At 56.1% G+C, this 25433-nt stretch carries 23 protein-coding genes; 10 read left to right on the forward strand and 13 right to left on the reverse strand.

The window, feature by feature from the left end:
* Positions 1–100 precede the first annotated feature (100 nt).
* The 3 genes from rhlE (at position 101) to ybiB (ending at position 4807) form a co-directional block, all read left to right on the forward strand.
* A complete protein-coding gene (gene rhlE / locus HMPREF1144_RS20035; RefSeq protein WP_004849082.1) occupies positions 101–1450 on the forward strand; it encodes an ATP-dependent RNA helicase RhlE in 1350 nt (449 codons plus the stop codon).
* 201 nt (positions 1451–1651) lie between these two features.
* Complete coding sequence (gene dinG / locus HMPREF1144_RS20040) at positions 1652–3796, forward strand: ATP-dependent DNA helicase DinG (protein ID WP_009653832.1); 2145 nt, start codon at positions 1652–1654, stop codon at positions 3794–3796.
* A 42-nt stretch (positions 3797–3838) separates the two neighbouring features.
* Entirely contained in the window at positions 3839–4807 is a 969-nt protein-coding gene (gene ybiB, locus HMPREF1144_RS20045) for a DNA-binding protein YbiB (protein ID WP_004849088.1), read from the forward strand.
* Positions 4808–4935: 128 nt separating this feature from the next.
* Here ybiB and ybiJ read toward each other — a convergent pair whose 3' ends face one another.
* The 5 genes from ybiJ to HMPREF1144_RS20070 all read right to left on the reverse strand — a co-directional run bounded on the left by ybiJ (position 4936) and on the right by HMPREF1144_RS20070 (position 9734).
* Complete coding sequence (ybiJ, locus tag HMPREF1144_RS20050; RefSeq protein WP_004130722.1) at positions 4936–5196, reverse strand: DUF1471 family protein YbiJ; 261 nt, start codon at positions 5194–5196, stop codon at positions 4936–4938.
* A gap of 284 nt (positions 5197–5480) precedes the next feature.
* The gene (locus HMPREF1144_RS20055; protein ID WP_004130731.1) at positions 5481–5747 is read right to left on the reverse strand and encodes a DksA/TraR family C4-type zinc finger protein; all 267 of its coding nucleotides are present in this window, start codon (positions 5745–5747) and stop codon (positions 5481–5483) included.
* 68 nt (positions 5748–5815) lie between these two features.
* On the reverse strand, positions 5816–6493 hold the full coding sequence (gene ybiX / locus HMPREF1144_RS20060) for a PKHD-type hydroxylase YbiX (protein ID WP_004849092.1): 678 nt from the start codon (positions 6491–6493) through the stop codon (positions 5816–5818).
* Positions 6494–6538: 45 nt separating this feature from the next.
* The gene (locus tag HMPREF1144_RS20065; protein WP_009653821.1) at positions 6539–8827 is read right to left on the reverse strand and encodes a catecholate siderophore receptor Fiu; all 2289 of its coding nucleotides are present in this window, start codon (positions 8825–8827) and stop codon (positions 6539–6541) included.
* 292 nt (positions 8828–9119) lie between these two features.
* Entirely contained in the window at positions 9120–9734 is a 615-nt protein-coding gene (locus HMPREF1144_RS20070; protein ID WP_004849096.1) for a flavin reductase family protein, read from the reverse strand.
* A 95-nt stretch (positions 9735–9829) separates the two neighbouring features.
* On the opposite strand from HMPREF1144_RS20070, the gene rlmF reads away from it, so the two are divergent.
* Positions 9830–10744 (forward strand): 23S rRNA (adenine(1618)-N(6))-methyltransferase RlmF, encoded by a 915-nt coding sequence (gene rlmF, locus HMPREF1144_RS20075; RefSeq protein WP_004849098.1) that lies wholly within the window; start codon positions 9830–9832, stop codon positions 10742–10744.
* Here rlmF and ybiO read toward each other — a convergent pair.
* From ybiO to rhtA, 6 genes are all read right to left on the reverse strand, one after another.
* Positions 10739–12949 carry a mechanosensitive channel protein gene (gene ybiO / locus HMPREF1144_RS20080; RefSeq protein ID WP_009653791.1) on the reverse strand — a complete coding sequence of 737 codons (2211 nt, stop codon included), beginning with the start codon at positions 12947–12949 and terminating at the stop codon, positions 10739–10741. The genes rlmF and ybiO overlap by 6 nt on opposite strands.
* A gap of 109 nt (positions 12950–13058) precedes the next feature.
* Positions 13059–13781 (reverse strand): glutamine ABC transporter ATP-binding protein GlnQ, encoded by a 723-nt coding sequence (glnQ, locus tag HMPREF1144_RS20085; protein ID WP_004849106.1) that lies wholly within the window; start codon positions 13779–13781, stop codon positions 13059–13061.
* Complete coding sequence (glnP, locus tag HMPREF1144_RS20090) at positions 13778–14437, reverse strand: glutamine ABC transporter permease GlnP (RefSeq protein WP_004100490.1); 660 nt, start codon at positions 14435–14437, stop codon at positions 13778–13780. The genes glnQ and glnP overlap by 4 nt, the downstream gene beginning before the upstream one ends.
* Before the next feature lie 133 nt (positions 14438–14570).
* On the reverse strand, positions 14571–15317 hold the full coding sequence (glnH, locus tag HMPREF1144_RS20095) for a glutamine ABC transporter substrate-binding protein GlnH (RefSeq protein ID WP_004849110.1): 747 nt from the start codon (positions 15315–15317) through the stop codon (positions 14571–14573).
* Between the two features lie 369 nt (positions 15318–15686).
* Entirely contained in the window at positions 15687–16190 is a 504-nt protein-coding gene (gene dps, locus HMPREF1144_RS20100; protein ID WP_004130751.1) for a DNA starvation/stationary phase protection protein Dps, read from the reverse strand.
* Positions 16191–16408: 218 nt separating this feature from the next.
* Positions 16409–17296 (reverse strand): threonine/homoserine exporter RhtA, encoded by an 888-nt coding sequence (rhtA, locus tag HMPREF1144_RS20105; protein WP_004849115.1) that lies wholly within the window; start codon positions 17294–17296, stop codon positions 16409–16411.
* Between the two features lie 351 nt (positions 17297–17647).
* On the opposite strand from rhtA, the gene ompX reads away from it, so the two are divergent.
* Positions 17648–18160 carry an outer membrane protein OmpX gene (gene ompX, locus HMPREF1144_RS20110; protein ID WP_004130755.1) on the forward strand — a complete coding sequence of 171 codons (513 nt, stop codon included), beginning with the start codon at positions 17648–17650 and terminating at the stop codon, positions 18158–18160.
* Positions 18161–18229: 69 nt separating this feature from the next.
* Here the strand turns inward: ompX and HMPREF1144_RS20115 are convergent, their stop codons facing one another.
* Entirely contained in the window at positions 18230–19807 is a 1578-nt protein-coding gene (locus tag HMPREF1144_RS20115) for a phosphoethanolamine transferase (RefSeq protein WP_009653836.1), read from the reverse strand.
* 267 nt (positions 19808–20074) lie between these two features.
* Entirely contained in the window at positions 20075–20200 is a 126-nt protein-coding gene (gene mntS, locus HMPREF1144_RS20120) for a manganase accumulation protein MntS (protein WP_004849120.1), read from the reverse strand.
* A 182-nt stretch (positions 20201–20382) separates the two neighbouring features.
* On the opposite strand from mntS, the gene mntR reads away from it, so the two are divergent.
* The 5 genes from mntR to HMPREF1144_RS20145 all read left to right on the forward strand — a co-directional run bounded on the left by mntR (position 20383) and on the right by HMPREF1144_RS20145 (position 25425).
* Positions 20383–20856 carry a manganese-binding transcriptional regulator MntR gene (gene mntR / locus HMPREF1144_RS20125; RefSeq protein WP_004130763.1) on the forward strand — a complete coding sequence of 158 codons (474 nt, stop codon included), beginning with the start codon at positions 20383–20385 and terminating at the stop codon, positions 20854–20856.
* Positions 20853–21959, forward strand: coding sequence for an anion transporter (locus tag HMPREF1144_RS20130; RefSeq protein ID WP_004849124.1), 1107 nt, complete (start codon positions 20853–20855; stop codon positions 21957–21959). The genes mntR and HMPREF1144_RS20130 overlap by 4 nt, the downstream gene beginning before the upstream one ends.
* A 110-nt stretch (positions 21960–22069) precedes the next feature.
* A complete protein-coding gene (locus tag HMPREF1144_RS20135) occupies positions 22070–23110 on the forward strand; it encodes an aldo/keto reductase (RefSeq protein ID WP_004849127.1) in 1041 nt (346 codons plus the stop codon).
* 151 nt (positions 23111–23261) lie between these two features.
* Complete coding sequence (locus HMPREF1144_RS20140) at positions 23262–24638, forward strand: glycoside hydrolase family 1 protein (protein ID WP_009653830.1); 1377 nt, start codon at positions 23262–23264, stop codon at positions 24636–24638.
* A gap of 70 nt (positions 24639–24708) precedes the next feature.
* Positions 24709–25425: a GntR family transcriptional regulator gene (locus HMPREF1144_RS20145; protein WP_004849131.1), complete on the forward strand. Its 717-nt coding sequence runs from the start codon at positions 24709–24711 to the stop codon at positions 25423–25425.
* Positions 25426–25433: the final 8 nt, after the last annotated feature.

A 25433-nucleotide genomic window follows, 5' to 3' on the forward strand; every position in this document is an offset into this window, starting at 1 on the left:
AGACTGCGCAGCTTCATGGCATTGTGGTTTTTGCCATCTCTTTCGCAATAATCTCCCTGAAAACTACGCCTGTGACGGGCCGGGGCGGTTCGGAGTTGTTATGTCTTTTGATTCCCTTGGCCTGAATCCTGAAATCCTGCGCGCCGTCGCTGAGCAGGGCTACGTTGAGCCAACCCCAATTCAGCAGCAGGCTATCCCGGCAGTATTACAGGGTCGCGATCTGATGGCCAGCGCTCAGACCGGTACCGGCAAAACGGCGGGATTTACGCTGCCACTGCTTCAGCATCTGATCCAAAAGGAGCCGCATGCTAAAGGGCGTCGCCCGGTGCGCGCGCTGATCCTGACCCCAACGCGCGAGCTGGCGGCGCAGATTGGCGAGAACGTCCGGGATTACAGCAAATACCTCAACGTTCGCTCGCTGGTGGTGTTCGGCGGCGTGAGCATTAATCCGCAGATGATGAAGCTGCGCAGCGGCGTCGATATCCTGGTGGCAACGCCGGGTCGCCTGCTGGATCTTGAACATCAGAACGCCGTGAGCCTCGACAAAGTCGAAGTGCTGGTGCTGGACGAAGCCGACCGTATGCTGGATATGGGCTTTATCCACGATATTCGCCGGGTACTGGCGAAGCTGCCGGCCAGACGTCAGAACCTGCTATTCTCCGCAACCTTCTCCGATGACATTAAATCGCTGGCGGAAAAGCTGCTGCATAACCCGCTGGAGATCGAAGTCGCCCGCCGCAACACCGCCTCTGAGCAGGTGAGCCAGCTGGTGCATTTTGTCGATAAAAAGCGCAAACGCGAGCTGCTGTCGCAGATGATCGGTGAAGGTAACTGGCAGCAGGTGCTGGTCTTTACCCGCACCAAGCACGGCGCAAACCATCTGGCGGAACAGCTCAATAAAGACGGCATCCGCAGCGCCGCTATTCACGGCAACAAGAGCCAGGGCGCGCGTACCCGCGCATTGGCTGACTTTAAATCTGGCGGCATTCGCGTACTGGTGGCCACCGATATCGCCGCGCGCGGTCTGGATATTGAAGAGCTGCCGCACGTGGTGAACTACGAGCTGCCAAACGTACCAGAAGACTATGTGCACCGTATCGGTCGTACCGGGCGCGCCGCGGCAACGGGTGAAGCGCTGTCGCTGGTTTGCGTTGATGAACATAAACTGCTGCATGATATCGAACGCTTGCTGAAAAAAGAGATCCCGCGTATTGCCCTGGCGGGCTACGAGCCGGATCCATCGATTAAAGCCGAGCCGATTCAGAACGGTCGTCAGCAGCAGCGCGGCGGCGGTCGCGGTGGCCAGAGTCAGGGCCGCGGTGGCCAGGGGCAAGGTCGCGGTCAGCAGTCCGCACCGCGTCGTACCGATGGCGAAGCGCCGAAAGCGCGAACTCAGGACGGTAAGCCTCCTCGCCGTCGTCGCCCGCGCAAACCCGCCGCGGCGGAGTAACACTATCCCGTCACTCCTGTGGCGAGTGTCGCGATCGCGCGGCTAAGCCACAGATGGGTTGTCCGGGTAAGACTCCTTACCCGGACGCCCTTCGCTCATGCCTAACCTCGAGCGTGATTCCAGTTTGCTCAGAAAGACGTTCCTTCCGACGGCTAAAAAATGGCACAATAGTGGCTGTTTATACAGTATTCAGGTTTTCTCATGGCTTTGACCGCAGCGCTGAAAGCGCAAATCGCCGCCTGGTATAAGGCGCTTCAGGAACAAATCCCTGACTTTATTCCCCGTCCTCCGCAGCGGCAGATGATCGCCGATGTGGCGAAGACGCTCGCCGGGGAAGAGGGGCGACATCTGGCGATAGAAGCCCCGACCGGCGTCGGCAAAACCTTGTCATACCTGATTCCCGGCATCGCCATTGCCCGTGAAGAACAAAAAACGCTGGTGGTCAGTACCGCCAACGTTGCTCTGCAGGACCAAATCTACAGTAAAGACCTGCCGCTGCTGCGCAAAATCATTCCCGACCTGCGATTTACCGCCGCTTTTGGCCGCGGGCGCTACGTCTGCCCGCGTAACCTGGCCGCGCTTGCCAGCACCGAGCCAACGCAGCAGGATTTACTGGCCTTTCTTGATGACGAACTCACGCCTAACAACCAGGCGGAACAGAAGCTGTGCGCGACGCTGAAAGCGGACCTTGATAGCTACAAATGGGACGGCCTGCGCGATCATACCGATAAAAATGTGGATGATTCATTATGGAGCCGCCTTAGCACCGATAAAGCCAGCTGCCTGAACCGTAACTGCCACTATTATCGCGAATGTCCGTTTTTTGTCGCCCGCCGGGAAATCCAGGAAGCGGAAGTAGTGGTGGCGAACCACGCGCTGGTGATGGCGGCGATGGAAAGCGAAGCGGTGCTGCCGGAACCGAAGCATCTGCTGCTGGTGCTGGATGAAGGCCACCATCTTCCGGAGGTGGCCCGCGATGCGCTGGAAATGAGCGCGGAAATCACCGCCCCCTGGTACCGCCTGCAGCTGGATCTTTTTACGAAGCTGGTCGCGACCTGTATGGAGCAGTTTCGCCCTAAAACCACGCCGCCGCTGGCGAATCCCGAGCGCCTGAATGGGCATTGCGAGGAGCTCTACGAACTCATCTCCTCCCTGAATAATATTCTCAACCTGTACATGCCGGCCGGGCAGGAGGCGGAGCACCGCTTCCCGATGGGAGAGCTGCCGCCGGAAGTGATGGAAATCTGCCAGCGGCTGGCGAAGCTCACCGAGACGCTGCGCGGTCTGCCGGAGCTGTTCCTTAACGATCTGGGCGAAAAAACCGGCAGCCACGACGTGGTGCGTTTGCACCGGGTTCTGCTGCAGATGAACCGCGCGCTGGGGATGTTTGAAAGCCAAAGTAAACTGTGGCGGCTGGCATCGCTGGCGCAGTCCTCCGGCGCGCCTGTGACTAAGTGGGTCACCCGCGACCTGCGGGATGGCCAGATGCATATCTGGTTCCACTGCGTGGGGATCCGCGTCAGCGATCAGCTGGAGAGGCTGCTGTGGCGCAGCGTTCCGCATATCGTCGTCACCTCTGCGACGCTGCGTTCGCTGAATAGTTTTTCTCGTCTGCAGGAGATGAGCGGGCTGAAAGAGAAGGCGGGAGATCGCTTTGTGGCCCTGGACTCGCCCTTCAACCACGTCGAACAGGGCAAAATCGTCATTCCGCAGATGCATTACGAACCGCTTATCGATAACGAAGAGCAGCATATCGCCGAGATGGCCGCCTATTTCCGGGAGCAGGTCGAGAGCAAAAAGCACCTCGGCATGCTGGTGCTCTTCGCCAGCGGAAGAGCGATGCAGCGCTTTCTCGAACACGTTACCGATCTGCGCCTGCTGCTGCTGGTTCAGGGGGATAAACCTCGCTACCGGCTGGTCGAGCTGCATCGCAAACGCGTTGAAGGCGGCGAGCGCAGCGTACTGGTTGGGCTGCAATCCTTCGCGGAAGGGCTGGATTTAAAAGGCGAACTGTTAAGCCAGGTGCATATCCACAAGATCGCTTTCCCGCCGATTGACAGCCCGGTGGTGATCACCGAAGGCGAATGGCTCAAAAGCCTCAACCGCTATCCGTTCGAAGTTCAGAGCCTGCCCAGCGCGTCATTCAACCTGATTCAGCAGGTTGGCCGCCTGATCCGTAGCCATAGCTGCTGGGGAGAGGTGGTGATTTATGACAAACGCCTGTTGACCAAAAACTACGGTAAGCGCTTATTGAATGCATTACCCGTATTTCCGATAGAGCAGCCAGCCGTCCCTGAGGTTATAGTAAAAACTAAAACAAAACAGACGCGTCGCAAACGGCGTTAGCGGTGCAATGTCGACGCGGTGAGAAGCTCAGAGGAGCCTGCAATGGACTACAGCAAAATCATTAAAGAAGTCGGGCGCGGAAAAAACCACGCTCGCGACCTGGACGTGGAGACGGCGCGCGCGCTCTACTCGCGGATGCTTAACGGCGAGGTGCCTGACCTTGAGCTCGGCGGCATTCTTATTGCCCTGCGCATTAAGGGCGAAGGTGAAGCGGAGATGAAGGGCTTCTATGAAGCGATGCAGGAGCACACCATTAAGCTGACGCCGCCGGTCGGCAAACCGATGCCGATTGTGATCCCCAGCTATAACGGCGCGCGCAAGCAGGCCAACCTGACGCCTCTGCTCGCCGTGCTTCTGCATAAGCTTGGCTTCCCGGTGATTGTTCACGGCGTGAGCCACGATCCCACCCGCGTGCTGACGGAAACCATTTTTGACCTGATGGGGATCCCGGCGACGCTTCACGCGGGCCAGGCACAGGCGCGGTTAGACAGCCACCAGCCGGTTTACGTGCCGGTCGGCGTATTTTGTCCGCCGCTGGAAAAACAGCTGGCGATGCGCTGGCGCATGGGCGTGCGTAACAGCGCCCACACCCTGGCCAAGCTGGCGACGCCGTTTGCCGAAGATGCGGCGCTGCGCCTGTCGAGCGTTTCGCACCCTGAGTACGTCGGTCGGGTCGCGAAATTTTTTGCCGGGATCGGCGGCCGGGCGCTGCTGATGCACGGTACTGAAGGCGAAGTTTACGCTAACCCGCAGCGCTGCCCGCAGATTAGCCTGATTGACGCGGCCGGTACGCGGGTGGTTAACGAGCGTCAGGATGGCGCAGCGGAGCAGGCGCTCGTCCTGCCGGCGTCAAAAGATCCCGAAGTGACCGCGCGCTGGATTGAGCGCTGTTCTGTAGGGAGCGAGCCGTTGCCGCAATCGCTGAAAATTCAGCTGGCCTGCTGTCTGGTGGCGACCGGCGTCGTTTCCTCTCTGGAGCAGGGGCTGGCGAAGGTGGCTGAGAGCTGGTAACCGTATCGGCAGGCAAAAAAAAGCCCGTCCAGTGGCATGGACGGGCAAGGCAAGGGTATTAAAGGATCTTACAGGGTTAAAACAGTGGCATTACAGGGTGTTGCTGTTGCTACAGGGATAACTGACGATTATTTATAGATAACCGCAGTACCGCTCAGTTTGTTGTTGCTGTTAGCGGAGGTAATGCTATAGCCGGTTGCACCAGCGGCCTCGGCTTTTTCAGCCAGTTTAGCTTCCAGTCCATCCAGCGTCGTCGCGCCTTCAGCAGAAACCACACCGATTTTGTTCATGCTCTCTGCCTGAGCCGATGTCACCGGCTGAGCGGCGAACGCGCCGAAAGACAGAGCGGAAAGGGCGATAGCGGCGGCAGCATATTTGATGTTTTTCATAGTTAATCTCTCGCAGGTTGTTCTGTATAGGGGACGATGTTCCGTCGATGTGATAAGTATCACGGTTTTTAGCGGGAGATAAAATCGAAGGAAATTAACAGTCTCAATCTAATTTTTTGAATGATTATTAATTTATTGAATATTAATAAATTATTTTAGCCGGCGGCGGCGAAACAGGTCGGGGCGGCGAACGGGGGGCTGGAAGGGCACATTTTGCCACGCCGTTTGCCAAAAAACGTGCGCGAAAAGATAACGCGATGTGCGTAATGAACGGTAAATATTGGTCAGCGAAGCTGGCTATCCTTGGATCCTCTGCGATTATATCCTGAAAATGTATTGTTATGTAAATCTTTCTCCTGTTGGCATTTTACGCAGTATTTCACCCCCGCCACCGCCCGTCGGCGCGCCTCAGGAATCGGCTCCCCGCATTCTTCACAAAATTTGTTGCTTTCCCCCGATGACAGTTCGTTTCGCGCCCGAGCTATCGCGTCGTTGATGGTGCTGTCGATCTGTTCCTGCACCGCGTCATCATTCGCCCATCCTGATGCCATAGTTCACCTCGCTATCTCGCCTCTCTTTAGTATAGAGAATATGGGGGTAAAAAATGACCAGGCAAGGCTCAGATCTCTGACCATTCGCGCAGCAGGTTATGGTAAAGATTAAGCAGAGACAGGACTTCGTCGCTTTCGCCGTGGCGGCTTTTTAATTTCTGAATATTGCCATCCAGTTCAAACAGCATACTGCGGCGTTTATCGTCGCGGATCATTGACTGAACCCACAAGAACGAGGCGACGCGAACGCCAGAGGTCACCGGAGTGACGCAGTGCAGGCTGCTTGAAGGATAGAGCACGAGGTCCCCGGCAGGGAGCTTAACCGAATGCTGTCCGTAGGTATCGTTCACGACCAGCTCACCGCCTTCGTAGCTCTCCGGGGGGCTTAAAAAGAGCGTGGCGGAAAGATCGGTGCGCATCCAGCCTCCCTGCGCCTGGCTGCGTACCGCGCCGTCGACGTGGAAACCATAAGTTTCGCTCTGCTGATAACGATTAAACAGCGGGCTGGAAATCGCTTTCGGTAGCGCGGCGGCAAAAAACAGCGAGCTGCGATTCAGCGCCGCCAGTACGTTGCCCTGAAGTTCGCCGTAAAGATTGCTGTGGGTATCAACCTGCTGGTTATTTTTGACCTGGGCGCCCAGATCGCCGGTTGTCACGCGGCCGTCGACCCATTCCGCCTGCTGCAGCTGAGCGATAAAATCGTCCACTTCCTGAGAGCTGAGAACGGCGGGAATATGATACATCATCGTTTTATCTCCGGAGAAAACGGGGCGCAGACGCCCCGGGGTGGATCAGAAGTGCATATTGGCGGTGAGCACGAAGGTTCGCGGTTCGCCCGGGTGATAACGGTAGCCGCTCTTGTTAATCGAGGCGACGTAGTCGGTATCAAACAGGTTATAGACGTTCAGCTGCAGGTCGAGATTACGGTTAATGCGATAGCCGACTTTAGCATCGGCCACCCAGTAGCCTTCGGTATAGGAAGGCGTGCCGACCGCGCCGTCGCTGCCGCGATGCATGCTGCCGACGTATCGCGCGCCCGCGCCGACGGCGATCGCATCGGTAGCCTGGTACTGGCTCCAGAGGGTAAACGCGTGCTCTGGCGTATACGGCAGCGCGCTGGTGCCATCCTGGGCGGTGTTCGCGCCTTCACGAACGCTGGCGTGCTGTTGGGTATAGCCGCCAATAACCTGCCAGTCGGGCGTGATATTACCGGCCAGAGAGATCTCATAGCCTTCAACGCGCTTCTTACCGTACTGCGAATAGCTGCCGTCGTCGTTCTGCTCGACTTCGTTTTCAATATCGGTGCGGAAGAGGGCGGCGGTCAGCAGCAGGCGCTTATCCATCAGCTCCCACTTGGTGCCGACTTCGCTGGTTTTGGCCTTCTGCGGTTTAAAGTCGGTTCGGTTGGCGCTGCTGCCGGTGCCGCTTTGCGCGAGGGTAAAGTTGCTGCCTCCCGGCGGCTGCTGGGAGACAGCGTAGTTGACGTAGAGATTGCCGTTATCGGTCAGGTGGTACAGCGCGCCGGCCTTCCAGTTAACCAGGTTACCGCTGGTTGAGGTATCGACGGTGGTGATGGGGGTATTTTTCGCGACCCCGGTCGGGCAGGCGATGGCGCCGCGTCCGGTACCACCGCACAGGCTGGCACTATCATATTTGGTCTGGTAATTGTCCAGACGGATCCCGCCGTTAAGTTCGAAGTCCTGGGAAATTTGCAGGGTATCGAAAGCATAGACGCCGAAGGTATCCGTTTGTCCGTTGGCGTTAGCGCCGCTGCGGTTCAGGCCGCCGATGGAGATGTCGCTGTTCGGATGGTAAATATTCACCGCCGGAGGCGTGAGCGGATATACCCCGTAGTTGGTCTGGGTTTCACGGGTGAATTCCACGCCGGTGCTGACGTCATGACCGATAGCGCCGGTGTAAAACGTCGATGTCAGGTTAGTCTGGTTGGTCAGGATCTTGTTGCTGGTGTCTTTGGTATTCGCCAGGCGCGACCAGGTCCAGGTGCCCACATCGTTGGGGTTTGGCTGGGTAATGTTTGACGCGCCGCCCATCACCGCGGTCATCAGATAATCTTGCTTCACGCGAGACCAGCGGGTGGTGTTGCGAATCGTCGTCGTGTCGCTCAGGTCGTGCTCGAAGCGCATCGTCACGGTATCGGTCGTGGAATCATCGTAGTCGGAGTCGGTGCCGTAGAAGTTGCTGGTGGCGACCTTGCCGGAGTGATTCAGCGCCGAGGTGCCGGCGTTGGGGGCGGAATAGCCCGGCAGCCCGATGGTAGGAATGCCGCCGTCGGGGGTGTTGTGCTGGGTTACGTGCAGATAGTTAAGATACAGGCGGTTCTCGGTGCCGAGACCAAATGCCGCCGATGGTGCGACGCCGTAACGCTCGTTTTTCACCTTGTCCCGGCCCGCGTCGTGGGTTTTCTCGCCCATCAGATTCAGACGCACTGCGCTGGTTTCGCCAATGGCCTGGTTAATATCCAGCGTGCCGCGTCGGAACCAGGCGCTGCCAGCGCTGGCGGAGGCGTCGATACCGGAATCGAGGCGCGGCTGTTTGCTGATCATATTGATCGAGCCGGTCGGCGCGCTGCGCCCATAGTCGGAGCCTGACGGTCCCTTGATGACTTCGACCTGTTCGGTATTAAACGTATCGCGGCTGACGCTGCCAATATCGCGGATACCGTCGACGTAAATGCTATTGGAGGTGTCCGCACCGCGCATGTAAATGGCGTCGCCGGTGGTCGAGTTGCCGTTTTCGCCGGCAAAGAAAGCGCCGACGCCGGGAACGTTTTTCAGCGCGTCGGTGAGGTTAGTGACCCCCTGGTCCTTCATCACCTGCTCGGAAACCACGCTAACCGTCCGCGTGGTGTCGGCGATCGGGCGTGAAAATTTAGGGTCGGCGGAGCGGGTCGGCGCGTACAGCGATGGCGTCTGCGCTTCGACCACCAGCGTTTCGCCGCTATTTTTTTCAGTGCTATCCGCGGCAAGCAGTTGGCCGGTCGGAGAAAGACTCAGGCATAAGCCGGTGAAGAGAGTGAGCGAGTGAAAACTGCTGAACGGCAAATTGTTATTTTTTTCCATATCAATAAGTGACTTATAATTTTAATTAGGCCATAACGACCGCAGACGAAGCGTTGCTTCGCCCCGACCACTGCAGGTGATTTTTTACAAAAGCAATGAGTTTGATAATGATTGTGATAATCATTATCAAACGACAGGCGAATTTCTATCACTCATTTATAAAAAAATAAATACATTTATTTACATTGACTGCAATTTTCCTACATAAAGCGTACGGGGGGAGCTTAACGGGGGATACGGAAATCAGCAGTCCGGCCTGGGCAACGGAGATGTTGCCGGCCGGGAAGTAGGCTTAGCGGGCGTCCGGACGAATAAGATCAAAACGCAGGCTTTCGTCGATGCCGTAATAGGCGCTTGGTCCTCCGGCGCGCAGGATCGGCTGGGCTTTGGCGGTCTGATAAATTCCGTCATCCAGCAGCGATTCATCGATATGCACCGCCACCACTTCGCCCAGCACCAGCCAGGTGTCAACCGCTTGCCCTTCGGCGGTGGTTAACTGGATGCATTGCGAGAGACGACACTCGAAGTTTACCGGGCTTTCGGCGACCCGCGGCGCGCTGACGATGCGGCTGGGAGCGGCAGTCAGCCCGGCGCGGATGAATTCATCTTCGTTATGGGGGAGGGTGGCGGATGTTTCGTTCATCGCGACCGCCAGAGGGCGGGTGGCCAGATTCCAGACGAACTCTTTAGTCTCAGCGATATTCTGTACGCTATCTTTCCAGCCGCTGCTGGCAAAACCAATAATCGGCGGCCGATAGTTAAAGCAGTTGAAAAAACTGTACGGCGCGAGGTTACGCTGGCCGTTGTTATCAAGGGAGGCTATCCAGCCGATGGGGCGCGGCCCGATAATGGCGTTAAGCGGGTCGTGCGGCAGCCCGTGTCCGTGCGAAGGTTGGTAGAAATACATACGACACCCGTGACAAAAAAAGAGATAACCAGACTCACTTATTTACCGCGTCGCCGTCAACGGGTATCTTACGCGGCTGTTCAAAGGAGATTGCCATGAAAGCCCAGAAACCGGGGTTACACCCGCGTAACCGTCACCAACAACGCTACGACCTGCCCGCGCTGTGCCAGGCCCACCCTGAGCTCCAGGGCTTTATCACCCTTAACCCGGTGGGTGAGCAGACCATCGACTTCGCTAACCCGCTGGCGGTGAAGGCGCTAAATAAAGCGCTGCTGGCGCACTTCTACGCGGTGAAACACTGGGATATACCCGACGGCTTTCTCTGCCCGCCGGTGCCGGGCAGGGCTGACTACATCCATCATCTCGCCGATCTGCTGGCGCTGGATAGCGGAACCATCCCGGCCAACGCCAGCATTCTCGATATTGGCGTTGGCGCAAACTGCATCTATCCGCTCATTGGCGTGCACGAGTACGGCTGGCGCTTTACCGGCAGCGAAGTGAACGCCGAGGCGTTCGCCAGCGCCCAGGCTATCGTCAACGGCAATCCCGGCCTGACTCGCCAGATCCGCCTGCGTCGTCAAAAAGACGCCAAAGCGATTCTGACCGGCATTATTCATAAAAATGAGACCTACGACGCGACCCTGTGCAACCCGCCGTTCCATGATTCCGCCGCCAGCGCGCAGGCGGGCGGTGAGCGTAAGCGTCGCAACCTGGGGCTGGGCGAGGAGAGCGTGCTGAACTTTGGCGGCCAGCAGCAGGAGCTGTGGTGCGAAGGGGGCGAGGTCGCTTTTATTACGCAGATGATTCAGGAAAGCCAGCAGTTTGGCCGTCAGGTGAAATGGTTTACCTCGCTGGTTTCTCGCGGCGACAATCTGCCGCCGCTCTACCGTGCGCTGACCGACGTCGGTGCGCTGAAAGTGGTGAAAAAAGAGATGGCCCAGGGAAATAAGCAGAGCCGCTTTATCGCCTGGACCTTTATGGACGAAGCCAAACGCCGCCGGCCTTTATAACGTCGGCTCGGCGGGAGCCGGCGGTCCCACCGGCGCTGGCATCGGCAGGACCTGGTAAGTTTGTACCGGCGCCCGCACGCCCGCGAGGTCAAAGTGTCGTTTTACCTGAGTATCAAGGGCGAAACGGACCGTCCACTGCTTCAGCGGCAGGGTAGTAAAGGTGACGCGCAGGGTGAAGGCGGTGTTGCTTAAGCCCACCAATCCTGCGAAAGAGGGCTCGCCAATGATCAGCCCGCGGATCTCTTCCTGCGCCATCACTTCCGCGACCGCGTCTTTCAGCGCCTGGTTGGCCTTATCCAGATCTTCTTGCCGGTCAACATCATAGTTGGCCACCACCGAGCCGATACCACGCACGAAGTTGGCGAAGGTGGTTATCGAAGACCACGGAATAATATGATAGGCGCCGGTATCCTGGCGTACGCCGACGGAGCGAATCGACATGCGTTCTACCGTCCCGGTTAACGGCCCGATGGTCACCAGATCGCCGGTATTCATGCCGTTCTCAAACTGGATAAAAATCCCGGTAATAATATCTTTAACCAGGGTTTGCGCGCCGAACGAAATCGCCAGACCCAGCGCGCCTGCGCCGGCCAGCAGCGGGGCGATATTCACGCCCACTTCCGAAAGCAGGATCATGATAGTAATGGTGCTAATGACCACCGCCAGCGCGTTGCGAAACAGCGTCAGCAGCGTTCGGGCGCGGGCGCTGGGCAGCGGGCGGCCGTGAATATCCGATGCCAGCCGGTTCTCAATCAGGCTGGCGAGCAGCGTCCAGCCAATTGCCGAGAAGAAGAGGATCAGCGCGATACGAATCAGCACATCCACCGCTTTTTGCCCGCTGCCGTTATGCATCCACTGCCAAAAATCGAACAGGCCCCACGCGCTGAGCAGCAGCATGATCGCCACGCAGACCGTCAGGATACGCGCGGCTTTCAGCGACGCAGAGATCCAGCCGTTCAGCCGTTTTTGCAGTTCGGGGTAGTTGCGCTGGGTTTCCGGCGACAGGGTGATGGTTTTCGCAATCCAGCGCGACAGAATACCGGAGACCAGCGCGGCGGCGCCGATAATGGCCAGGCTGCGCAGCGTCGCGCCCATCATAAATTTCAGGCTGTTGCCGGGGTCGAACAGGGAGAAGAAAAACAGCACGATAAAATAGGCGCAGGCCAGCCAGTGCCAGATCAGCGCAAAGGCGCGGATAAACAGGCTAAAGAAGGCCAGCGAGCGGTCGGCGAGATGGATGAGTCCCTGGGTAATCAATTTCTTATTGTGAAATATCAGATACAGCGCCCAGAGCGTAATGCACAGCATAATCACCACGTTGGCCAGCGCGCCAAACTGTACGTTGACCTGGTTGGAGATAATCGGCACCGCGACGATGAGCCCGTAGCCAATTAGGCTGCTCAGCGCGCTGAGGCGCAGGTTCCAGTATTTCGCCGCTTCATCGCTGAGGTTGAACGGGCGTAGCTCCGGGATGCGGGGGCAGAAAATGAGCCGCAGAATGGCCTTGAAAAATTCAATCAGCGCGAAGGCGTTGAGAAACAGGCTTTGCTGAAAGGCGATAGTGGGATTATTACCGTTCAGGCGATCGCTTAAAAGCTGGCCCACGAAGAGGGTGAGCGCCAGCAGAAGCAGGTCGAAAATAAACGCGCCGGCGATGGTTGCAGGTAGCTGAAGCCAGTTGCTGCGGTCGCGGTTTTTATGCCGCCCCCAGTGACCCATCTTGCGATATAACGGCAGGGCCGCCAGGCGTACCAGCCACCAGAACGCAAAGACCAGGCCCGCCAGCAGCAGGAAATGCCAGGCGGCGCTGGTGAAGGTTTGAGAATTAAACGCTTTGTGCGGAGAACCGGTGATGTTGCGCCACAGCTGGGAAAAACGTGACGAGAGCTGTTCACCGTATTCGCGGCTGATCTGGGTGACGTTCTCCAGTACCGTGGTCTCGTCTTTTATTTCCGGCGGCGTCAGCTTCGGCGTACTGTCCGGCGGCGGCGTGGCGGCGGCTTTCCGCAGCTGCTCGATAAGCTCCTGACGGGCATCGGCGTTTTCAAGCACGTCGGCCAGCGCGCCGTAGGCCGCTTTCTTCTGCGCCAGATCGGGTTCACTACTGCTGGACTGGTCCGCTGTGCTTGCCGGAACGCCGGGCAGCGTCGCGGCCCAGAGCGGAGCAGTGAAGAGTAGGGCAAGCAGTAACAAAATCCGCGACACAGGCACCTCCATTGCATCTCAAACTAATAAGTATAGAAGGTGAGATCCGCAGAGCGAGGTTGGGATGATTCTGGAAAGCGGCCCTCCCGCGAAGGGAGAGCCGGGGGCATCAGGCTACGTGCTGCAAAAACTCGCGCAGGCGCGGGCTGGGCGGGTTATTCACCAGCATCTGCGGATCGCCATCTTCCGCAATGCGCCCTTTATCGATAAAGATCAGGCGCGACGCCACTTTTTCGGCGAAGCCGATTTCGTGGGTAACGATAACCATGGTCATGCCTTCTTCGGCCAGATCCTGCATCACTTTCAGCACTTCATGACGCAGTTCAGGGTCAAGCGCGGAAGTCGGCTCATCAAACAGCATCATTTTGGGTTTAACCGCCAGCGCCCGGGCAATGGCCACGCGCTGCTGCTGTCCGCCTGAAAGCTCAGAAGGGTAGTGGTGCGCACGTTCCGCGAGGCCCACTTTCTCCAGCAGGTCTTTCGCCAGTTTTTCTGCCGCCGCTTTATTGGCGCCGCGAACGCGCAGCGGGCCGAACATCACGTTTTCCAGCGCCGTCAGGTGCGGGAACAGATAAAACTGCTGGAACACCATCCCGGCTTCCTGACGAATCAGTCGCTCGTCAACCTTCGGGTCGTTGACCTTCAGACCGTCGACGATCAGATCGCCGCTGGTAATCTCTTCCAGTTTGTTAATACAGCGCAGCAGGGTCGATTTACCGGAACCGGAGGGCCCGATAATCACCACCACTTCGCCCTGGTTGATCTTCAGATCGATATCATGCAGCACCTTGGTTGGGCCAAAATGCTTGGAAACGTTTTTAAATTCAATCACAGGATTTTCATCCTTCTTTCAAGACGACGCAGAACAAAGCTCAGCACCAGGGTGATGATCAGGTAGATAACCGCAACGGCGCTCCAGATCTCCAGCGCGCGGAAGTTACCGGCAATAATTTCCTGGCCCTGACGGGTCAGTTCGGCCACGCCGATGACGATAAACAGCGAGGTATCTTTGATGCTGATAATCCACTGGTTGCCCAGCGGCGGCAGCATACGGCGCAGCGCCAGCGGCAGGATCACGTAGCGGATAGTTTCCCGACGAGAAAGGCCCAGAGCGAGGCCGGCTTCCCGGAAGCCTTTATGGATCGACAGCACCGCGCCGCGGGTGATTTCCGCAATATAGGCGCCGGAGTTGATCATAATGGTCACCACCGCCGCTGAGAAGGGGTCGATGCGTAAATCGCTAAACGCCATCGGCAGGGCGAAGTAGATGAACATGACCTGCACCACAATCGGGGTGCCGCGGATGATTTCGATAAAGACCAGCGCGATGTGGTTGGCAATCCAGCCGCCGAAACAGCGGGCGAAACCGGCCACCAGACCGATTATCAGACCGCCGACCAGGCCGAGGACCGAAATCCACAGCGTCATTTTGGCGCCTTCCAGTAAAATTGGGATGGCGGGCCAGATGGCACTCCAGTCAAACTGCATAATGTGTTCCTGTTACCGTGTCGAAAACAGAGGAAAACCCCCTGAGAAAACTATTCAGGCCTGCTGACGGGTAGCCCGGAGAGCTCCAGGTCTACCAGACCACAGCAGGCCCGGAAGAGAGTATCGCTAATTATTATTTGGGTTCAGTACCGAACCATTTTTTATAAATTTCGTTGTAAGTGCCGTTCTCACGCAGCGTTTTCAGCGCGCCGTTCACTTTTTCACGCAGCTCGTCGCTGCCTTTCGGGAAGGCGATACCGTAGTTTTGCGCTTCCAGCGAGTCGCCTACCGCTTTGAACTTGCCGTTACCCGCAGTTTTGATGAAGTAAAGGATGTTTGGCGTATCGTGCAGAACCGCATCAGCGCGACCGGTACCCAGTTCCATATAGGCGTTATCGATGTTCGGGAACTGGCGCAGATCTTTGGTTTTGATATTGGCTTTCGCGTAATCAACGGAACCGGTGCCGCCCTTCACGGCAACCACTTTACCGTTCAGATCTTTGACATCTTTAATATCGTTATTATTCGCGTTAACCATGACCAGCAGGCCGCTTTTGTAGTAGCCGTCAGAGAAATCGATCGCTTTTTTACGTTCGTCGGTGATGGTGATCCCCGCGAGCGCGAGATCGATGTTTTTGGTCTGCAGCGCCGGAATGATACCGCTGAAGTCCATTGGCTTCAGGGTGTAGTCAAGCTTCAGCTCTTTCGCAATGGCAGCCCACAGGTCAACGTCGAAACCAACATACTTATCGCCCTGTTTAAATTCGAACGGTACAAACGCCGTGTCGGTCGCGACAACCAGTGTTTTATCAGCGGCGTGAGAAGAAACCGCAAAAGCCAGGGTTAGTGCAGCCAGTGAAACTTTAAATACAGACTTCATAGCATTTCCTTTTATATCCACGGGACGATCCCCTGCGAGAACGAGTTGCCTTATGAAAAAATCATGCCACTTTTACAACCTGTTGTTTTATAACAAGCAGGAAGGCGCCTGTTGCACAATTTTGATAACGGATAACGTTAAATGCACCGATATGGGGCGCCGTTTTGGTGCGTCATAAAGGTATCGCATAACAAGAGCATTTTTAACGCAAACCCTGATGTTAAAACAATCTCGGCGTAACGATTGTGTGAGGTGATTATTACAATTGATTTACTTTTGCGCGTATTTTGTACATTCTCATGCACTGAAGTGGTGCGCGGCGGGGAAGTGGAAAAAAAAAGCCGCCAGCGTGGCTGACGGCAGTTGGCCTTACTCGATATTGGCTTCGATGAACCACAGGAATTTATCCAGGTCGCGGGAAGCGGCGGTAAAGATATCAGCGGTATCTTCATCTTTGGCTTCATCGATGGCTTTACGCACATCGTTGGCGACGATCGCATAGCGGTCGGCCAGCTCTTTCAGATGGTCCTGGACGCTATGGATATCCAGCGGGTAGCTTTTCAGCGGGCTTTTGCTGTTGATGACCTGAGTCGTACCCAGCGCTACGCCACCAAGCTGTACGGCACGTTCTGCCATCGTATCAAGGTGGTCGACGAGCGCAGTGCGGAAGCCGTCCAGCATCTCATGAACGGCAATAAAGTTTGCACCGCGCATATTCCAGTGAGCCTGTTTGGTAATCAAAGACAGGTCAATGAACTGGATCACCTGGCGATTCAGCAGCTCAACGGTCGCTTTCTTCGCGCTATCAGCGACGTCGTTACGGGTATAGAGCAGATTCGTTGCTTTAGTTTTAACCAGTTTTGCGGTACTCATAGTGTCATATCCTCTTGATATTTGTACTCGTCATACTTCAAATTCGAATTATTCGGAGCGTCTCATCCCAATAACTTGCGGAATTAAGTATAGCAACGGATTTGAGCTTTGCAGCGGCGGTAGTCTCTATCGGTCTGATAGCGCAGGGCTGTTAGTTATGAAAAATAGTTTATAAATTAAGGAGATGATTGAGTTTCTCGTCAATCAGTTCCTTTTCGCTAGCTGATGTCGACCTTCTGTATCTTCGTTTCCCGACGCATTGTCAGCGTGGAGCCCATCGAGGCAAGAATAATCGCCCCCAGCGCCAGCGTTTGGGTCGCGGTTAGCGTTTCGCCAAGAAACACCATCCCGGAAAGCGCGGCGAGAGCCGGCTCCATGCTCATCAGGGTGCCAAAGGTCTTGCTGGGCATGCGGGTCAAGGCAACCATTTCCAGAGAGTAGGGCAGCGCGGTCGATAAAATGGCGATCCCCAGTCCCGGCAGCAGCAGCCCCCACTGAAAGAGCGTATCGCTGGCCTGGATCATCCCCATCGGGACGAAGACCACTGCAGCGATCAGCGACCCCATAGCGACCGTTGCGGGGCCATGCTCTTCGCCGGCGCGCTGGCCGGTGAGAATGTAGACCGCCCAGCAGGCGCCAGCGCCGAGGGCCAGCAGCGCGCCAACGGGATCGATCTGCGCCACGCTTTGCCCCAGCGGCAGCAGAAACCACAGCCCGAGCACCGCCAGCGCCACCCAGAGGAAGTCGAGGGGGCGACGGGAGCCAAAAAGCGCCACCGCCAGGGGGCCGGTAAATTCCAGCGCGACGGCGACGCCTAGCGGAATGCGTTGAATCGATAAATAGAACAGGTAGTTCATCGCACCGAGCGACAGGCCGTAGAAGAGCAGCGGCAAGCGCTGCTCCGGGGCAAAGCGCAGGCGCCAGGGTTTGAAGATAACCACCAGGATGAAGGTGCCGAGCGCGAGGCGCAGGGCGGTAACGCCTGGCGCACCCACCAGTGGGAAGAGTGACTTGGCCAGCGAGGCGCCACTCTGGATGGAAATCATGGCAATTAAAATAACCAGTATCGGCAACCATGCCGGTACTTTGCGGGACGAGCCGGGCATCCTTTCTCCTGTCAATTTTGTCAAATGCGGTAAAGGTTCCAGTGTAAATGAATTACCCCGCGCCGGTTGAGCTAATGTTGAAAAAAAGGGGTGTAAAAGCAGTACAATAGCGCGGGGTTGAAGATAATTTCACCAGAAGATTAGGAATAATCTGGATACACGTCTGGCGCTTTATGAGCCTTAATAGGAGTATATTTGTAAAAAAGGTTTGTTTTCCAGTTTGTTATAGAAACGTAGAAACCTTTAGTTACATGAAAAAGTACGTTAGACAATGTAAAGTGAAAAGAGTTTCCCAAAAGTTTTTGTTATATTTAAGGCTTAGGACTTATTAGAAACACATTTGAGGTGGTTATGAATAAAATTGCACGTTTTTCAGCACTGGCCGTTGTTCTGGCTGCATCCGTAGGTACCACTGCTTTCGCTGCGACTTCTACCGTTACCGGTGGCTACGCGCAGAGCGACATGCAGGGTGAAGCGAACAAAGCAGGCGGTTTCAACCTGAAGTACCGCTACGAGCAAGACAACAACCCGCTGGGTGTTATCGGTTCTTTCACCTACACCGAAAAAGATCGTTCTGAGTCTGGCGTTTACAAAAAAGGCCAGTACTACGGCATCACCGCAGGTCCGGCTTACCGTCTGAATGACTGGGCGAGCATCTACGGCGTAGTGGGTGTTGGTTACGGTAAATTCCAGGACAACAGCTACCCGAACAAATCTGACATGAGCGACTACGGTTTCTCTTACGGTGCTGGTCTGCAGTTCAACCCGATCGAAAACGTTGCTCTGGACTTCTCCTACGAGCAGTCTCGCATTCGTAACGTTGACGTTGGCACCTGGATTGCTGGCGTAGGTTACCGCTTCTAATCACTCCTGTGATATAAAAAATCCGCCTCACGGGGCGGATTTTTTTTGCCTGCGATTCACGCGCCTGAGTTAATTGACGGTAAACGCGTCGGTACCCAGATGGGTATAGTCCACTTTCTTCAGCTGGAAGTTAGTGATGTAGATGGGGCCGGCCTTCTGTTCCGAGATAAAACGATAGCGCGGGGCAATCTCCTGAGCGCTGATGCCGGTCCACTGCGAAAAGAAGCTGAGGAAGTCGTTGGCGGACCGCCGCGCTTTAATGACCTTATGCGCTTTATCATCGCTGGAGATCACCATAAAGGGGACCTGGAAATTCTGCTGGTACTTATCGTCGTGCGCCAGATACTGCACCTCTTTCCCGCGCTCTTTAAAAGCCAGACCGTGATCGGAAAAATAGGTCATCGAGAAGGTTTCGCCCGAGTTTTGTAGCTGAGTATAAAGATCGCTCAGCAGCGTATCGGTTTGCGTCATGGTGTAGAGATAGCAGGAGGTCTCTTTCGACTGAACAAAAACCGCGTATTTCCCTTTAGTGCGGTCGCAGGCCTGCGGGTGCGAACCCATCAAATGCAGGACAATCAGCTGCGGCTGGGTGCGGCGGGTGGCAAGAACCTGCGCGGTCAGCTTTAATAGCTGCTCATCCTGAGTGTTTTTATTGGCCTCGAAATCGCCGTTCTTGAGGAACTGAACTTCGTCCGCGCGTTTGGCGATGCTGGCAATCGCCGTATCGTATTCGCCAATTTGCCCCTGATTCGAGAACCACCAGGTCTGAAAACCGGCGCGGTTGGCGAGGGTGACAAAGTTATCCTGAAACTGCGGTTTATCATCGACCACCCGGTTGAGGGTTAAACCGAGCGATTTCTGCGTTGAACCGCTGGCGGCAACGTAGTCATTGAACAGATAGCCTTTTACCGAGCTGGCGAACGGGGTGTTGTCCCAGTGGCCGCCAAAGGCGCCGAGCGCATCGCGACGCGCGCTCTCGCCGATCACCACCACATACAGATGATATTTGGGCTTTACCGCCAGCACGTGCCAGCTGTCTTTCATATTGGCGAGCTGCGCCATTCGCGCCTGCTCATCCAGCACTTCATTATTATTCACCACCACATCTTTAACGAAGCGGACGGCGGGATAGCCGGTATCGATAACCTTAAAGACGCCGCCCCAGGCGAGGTTTTGCACCGGCTGGAGAAAGAAAATCGCGGTGCAGAACAGCAGCCCCAGCGTATCCATTTTCCCCCAGCGCGCCGACGTCTCCGGCTTGCGGCGTACCGCAATGACGCCGAGCGCAAAGATAAACACGGCCAGCAGATAGTTGTACCACGGGAAAATGGTCAGGATCTCGGTGGACTCTTCGAGGTTGGTGGCATGCAGCGCCAGCAGCGTATTGAAGTTAGGCGCGCCGTAGGCCTGGCCAAAAGGATAGTACATGGCCGCCAGCAGCGAATAGACGCCGACCAGCACTTTTTGCGCGCGCGGAAAGCTGCGCCACAGAAGATGCAGCACGCAGGTAAAAGCAACGGTATAGAGCAGGCTAAAGTCGTAGCCCAGCGCCAGGTTAATAAACAGCGATTGTAAAAAGTAGAATCCTGTCCATGGGTTCAGTACCAGTCCGCGGGCGACCAGCGTTTCTTTCAGCGTGACATTCATAGTAAACAATCAAAAAGAGCCATGTGCGTCCCCTGGCATCAAGGGGTAAAACCTGCTGGACAGTGCGTGAAGAGGGTCTCTGCGAGCCGCAGTAGTGGCAGGGCTGACAAAAGATAGGGCTTGCAAATGTTAAGGTCAACCATCCATAACGGATTGTTTTGGGAGGAAGCTTACAAAACTTGAAAAAAGTTGCCGCAGCGCTGAGTAATCAGCCAGTTTGACGGGAAATTATGACAGAAAAATGAAGCGGCGTACCGCGACGCCGCGTTAGTTGTTGGGTTTATCCTGCTGGGGCTTGCCGTTGATCAGATCGCACAGCATACCGACAAGCATTAACCGTACTTTAAAAGGAGAATGGGTAAACACGTTTAAACACCTCTTGAATTCATGCATCTCGACCTCCTGTAACTTCGTCCTTCACTCCTTGAAGGATGTGTGTATTACATACAGATATAGCACAGGCTATATTTTATAGCTATGGCTAAAACGTTAATTTTTTGTTCTCTGTGCGCGATCCATTACAATAGGGATCCTTTTATATGATGCTTGATGCGTCACAGGAATGAGGAAGCACAATGAACCGTCGCGCAGGTAAGCCAATAACAAAAAAAGTGACGCAGCTAGTGAATGTCGAAGAACACGTTGAGGGGTTTCGTCAGGTGCGCGAGGCGCATCGTCGGGAGCTGATTGATGACTACGTGGAGCTGATCTCCGATCTAATTATGGAAGTGGGAGAAGCCCGTCAGGTCGATATGGCCGCGCGTCTTGGGGTGTCGCAGCCAACGGTTGCGAAAATGTTAAAAAGACTGGCCAGCGTCGGGCTGATCGAACAGATCCCCTGGCGGGGGATCTTTTTGACCCCGGAAGGTGAGAAGCTGGCCCATGAAAGCCGCGAACGCCACCAGATCGTCGAAAACTTTTTACTGGTGATCGGCGTTAGCCCGGAAATTGCTCGTCGCGACGCCGAAGGGATGGAGCACCACGTCAGCGAAGAAACGCTGGCAATGTTTAAACAGTTTACCCTCAAGCAGGGGTCACTGGGAGAATGAACCTCGTCTTTGTTCAGTCGCTGATCCGCGACCGCTTTTTACATCTGCTGCTGATTATCGGCGTTGTTTTAAGCTTCTTTGTCCCGTTTGCCCCCGCCTCCTGGCTTCACGCCATTGACTGGCATACGATTATCACCCTTAGCGGGCTGATGCTACTGACCAAAGGTATCGAACTTAGCGGCTATTTTGACGTCATTGGCCGCAAAATGGCGCGCCGCTTTGTGACCGAACGCCAGCTGGCCATTTTTATGGTGCTGGCGGCCGCGCTGCTTTCCACCTTCTTAACTAACGACGTGGCGCTGTTTATTGTCGTACCGCTCACGCTGACCCTGAAAAAATGGTGTGCCATCCCGACAAGTCGGTTAATCATTTTTGAAGCGCTGGCGGTGAACGCCGGGTCGTTGTTAACGCCTATCGGAAACCCGCAAAACATTCTTCTCTGGGGGCGTTCAGGTCTCTCCTTTCCGGCTTTTATCGGCCAGATGCTGCCGCTGGCGGCGGCGATGATGATTACCCTGCTGGTGCTGTGCTGGTTCTGCTTTCCTGCGAAGCACCTCAACTATCAGAGCAGCGACAAGGCGCCCTCGTGGCGGCCAAAGCTGGTCTGGAGCTGCCTGGCGTTCTATCTGGTCTTTTTGATCGCTTTAGAGCTGAAGCAGGAGCTGTGGGGACTGGCGCTGATCGCGCTGGGTTTTCTGCTGCTGGCGCGGGCGGTGATTATCAACGTCGACTGGACGCTGCTGCTGGTGTTTATGGCGATGTTTATTGACGTTCACCTGCTGATCCAGCTCCCTGTTCTACAGCATGCGCTCAACGGCGTCGGCCAGCTCTCGGCGGGAGGATTGTGGCTGACCTCGATTGGCCTGTCGCAGTTTATCAGCAACGTCCCGGCGACCATTCTGCTGCTCAATTACGTTCCACCATCGGTGCTGCTGGCCTGGGCGGTAAACGTCGGCGGGTTCGGCCTGCTGCCGGGTTCGCTGGCCAACCTGATTGCGCTGCGCATGGCCGGCGATCGCCGCATCTGGTGGCGTTTCCACGTCTATTCTCTGCCCATGCTGCTGTGGGCGGCGCTGGTGGGGTATGGATTGCTGCAGCTCTGATTTTCAGAGAATTGGGCAAGAAACGGACAGAAATGCCACATTCGCGCTCTCCTTTTCCGGGGTATAACTTTATTCACGATGGTGAATCACCCTGATTGAAGGAGAGTCCTATGCGTTATCAAAAACTGGGCCACACCGGCCTTTTTGTCTCTGAGCTGTGCCTGGGCACCATGACCTTCGGCGGCGAAGGCGGCCTGTGGGGGAAAGTGGGACAGCTGCGCCAGACGGAGGCAGAGAAGCTGGTGGGCAGCGCGCTGGATGCGGGCATCAACTTCATCGACACCGCTGACGTCTATTCAGAAGGGCGCTCGGAAGAGATTACCGGCCAGGCGCTGAAGAATCTGAAAGTGCCGCGTGAAAACGTCGTGGTAGCCACCAAAGTGTTTGGCGAAACCGGCACCGCAGGCGTGAACTCGCGCGGCAGTTCGCGCTATCACATCATCGGCAGCGTGAAGGAGAGCCTGCGTCGTCTGCAGCTCGATCATATCGATCTCTATCAACTCCATGGCTTCGATCCGGCGACCCCGATCGAAGAGACGCTGTATGCGCTGGATAACCTGGTGCAGCACGGGCACGTCCGCTATATCGGCGTGTCCAACTGGGCGGCATGGCAGATAGTCAAAGCGCTGGGCATTTCCGAACGTCTGGGGCTGGCGCGTTTTGCCTCGTTACAGGCTTACTACACCCTTGCCGGACGGGATCTGGAGCGCGAGCTGGTGCCGATGATGCAGAGCGAAGGCCTGGGCCTGATGGTCTGGAGCCCGCTGGCGGGAGGGCTGCTCAGCGGTAAGTACGATCGCGATGGGCATTCGGCGAGCGGCGGCCGCCGTCAGGAGTTTGATTTTCCGCCGGTGAACAAAGCGCGGGCTTTTGACTGCATTGATGTGATGCGCGAGATTGCTGATGCGAAGGGCGTTTCGGTGGCGCAAATCGCGCTGGCCTGGTTGCTTCATCAGCCAGCGGTAAGCAGCGTGATTATTGGCGCGAAGCGTGCAGAGCAGCTCGCCGAAAACCTCGCGGCAACCAGCATTGCCCTGAATGATGATGAACTGGCGCGGCTTGACGCGGTCAGCGCGCTGCCGCGAGAGTATCCGGGCTGGATGCTGGAGCGCCAGGGCGAATACCGTCGCGACCAGCTCGCAAAGCAGTAACTTCCTCTCTTGCATACCGGATCGTCTGTTTTGCGATCCGGTTTTTTTATCTGTTACGCTCACAAAACGCGATCCTGGACTTTGCCTGACGGGAGAATTTCGTTTATATGACTAGTCATGAAATTAATATGACTAGTCATAGGTGCGAGCGATGAACAGAACACTACCGGCAGATTTTTTATGGGGTAACTCGGTTTCCAGTATGCAAACCGAAGGGGCGTGGAATGAGGGCGGGAAAGGGATGTCGGTTTACGATATCCGCCAGCCGGCGGAATTTGCGTCCGACTGGAAGGTGGCAACCGACTCGTATCACCGCTACCGGGAAGACTTCGACCTGATGCAGGATTTGGGCATGAACTGCTATCGCTTCCAGATTGCCTGGAGCCGCGTTTGCCCGGAAGGCGACGGTGAGTTCAATGAAGAAGGTATCGCCTTTTATCACCAGTTTATCGATGAACTGCTTGCCCGCGGCATTGAGCCGATGATCTGTCTCTATCACTTCGATATGCCGCTGTCGCTGGCTGAACGTTACAACGGTTTTACCGAACGTCGGGTGATGGAAACCTTTATTCGTTACGGGCAGAAGATGATCGACTGCTTTGGCGACAAGGTGAAGTGGTGGCTGACCTTTAATGAACAGAATCTCTACCACATGCCGGACGCGTTTCTGATTTCAGGCTATATGCGCGGCGAGAAGACCCTGCGCGAGCTGTATCAGATCCAGCACCACGTGATGATGGCCCACGTGCACCTGACGCAGTATCTGCATCAGGCGAAGCCGCAGTGCCTGATGGGCGGCATGCTGGCCCACGCGCTGGTCTATCCGGCGACCTGCAAACCGCGCGATATCCTTTGCGCCCAGCAGCTCGATGAGTTTTTAAATCAGAACCTGCTGCGCGCCTTCGCCGGAGAGGGCTACAGCCCGGAGGTCATGCATGTTGTCGCCCGCGAAGGCTTCGCGGATATCTACCGCGCGGAGGATCTGGCGCTGATGGCGCAGGTTAAAATCGACTATCTGGCCTTTAGCTACTACGCCAGCAAGGCGCTGGATAGCGACCGGATCCCGCCGGGCACGCCGGTGAACAACTACATGCAGTTTGGCGATAAAAAGAATGACTTTCTGCAGGCCACCGAGTGGGGTTGGCAGATTGACCCGCTGGGCTTTCGCACCATCATTACCCGCTACTACAACGACTGGCGTCTGCCGGTATTCCCGATTGAAAACGGCATCGGGGTGATTGAGTCCTGGGACGGCGAAAATCCGGTCGCTGACGATTACCGCATTGCCTATCATCGCGAGCATATCAATGCCATGAAAGAGGCGATGTTTGAGGACGGCGCGCGGGTGATTGGCTATCTGGGCTGGGGGTTAATCGATATTCTCAGTTCGCAGGGCGATATGCGCAAGCGCTACGGGGTTGTCTACGTGAACCGTGAAAACCACGACCTTAAGGACCTTAAGCGCGTCCCGAAGAAAAGCTATGCCTGGCTGAAGCGGGCCATCCGCAGTCACGGTGAAGAGATGTAGCGGTGCCTCGCGCGGGCAGATGGTATATTCTGCCCGCCAGCCATTATCAGACACGTAAAAGGATCCGGGAATGACGGCCAAATATCTGAGTATCGCGCGGGAAATCAAAAAACGTATTATCAGCCGGCAGTATCCCGCCAGCGCGCCGTTACCCGATCAATTCGCCTTAGCGGCGGAGTTCAGCACCAGCAGGATGACCATCCAGCAGGCGATGCGCCAGCTGATTGTCGAAGGCCTTATCTACACCCGTAAGGGGCAGGGAACCTTCGTGCGCAAAAACTTCCTCCAGCTGTCGCAGTGGGAGCTGCCCGGCAGCGACTATTTTGGCGCCACCAAAACCTGGGAGCATCTAGGGGAAGTGACCAGCCGGGTGATTCGCTTCGAGCTGCGTTTTCCGTCGGAAAAAGAGCAAAGCTCGTTGCTGATTGACGCCGATGCCCCGGTCTATGATTTCGTCCGCCTGCGGCTGCTCAACGAGGAACCCGTGTCGCTGGACCTCACCGTGATGCCCGTTGCGCTGGTGCCTGGCCTGAATAAAACGCATCTCGAAAGCTCGGTATTTCGCTACGTGCAGGAGACGCTGGGGCTGAAGATGATGGGATCGTATCGGGTGGTGCGGGCGATGAAACCGCAGGCGCTGGACAGGGAGCATCTCAACTGCGAAGCGAGCGACCCGGTGCTGGAGGTGGAGCAGGTGATCTACCTGGAGGACGGTACGCCGCTGGAGTATGCCCATTGCCACTATCGCTACGACCACGGCGGAATTATTCTGGTCAATAACGGTTAAAAAAATGG

This window comes from Klebsiella sp. OBRC7 (assembly GCF_000293135.1).
In the GTDB taxonomy this organism is placed as follows: domain Bacteria; phylum Pseudomonadota; class Gammaproteobacteria; order Enterobacterales; family Enterobacteriaceae; genus Klebsiella; species Klebsiella michiganensis.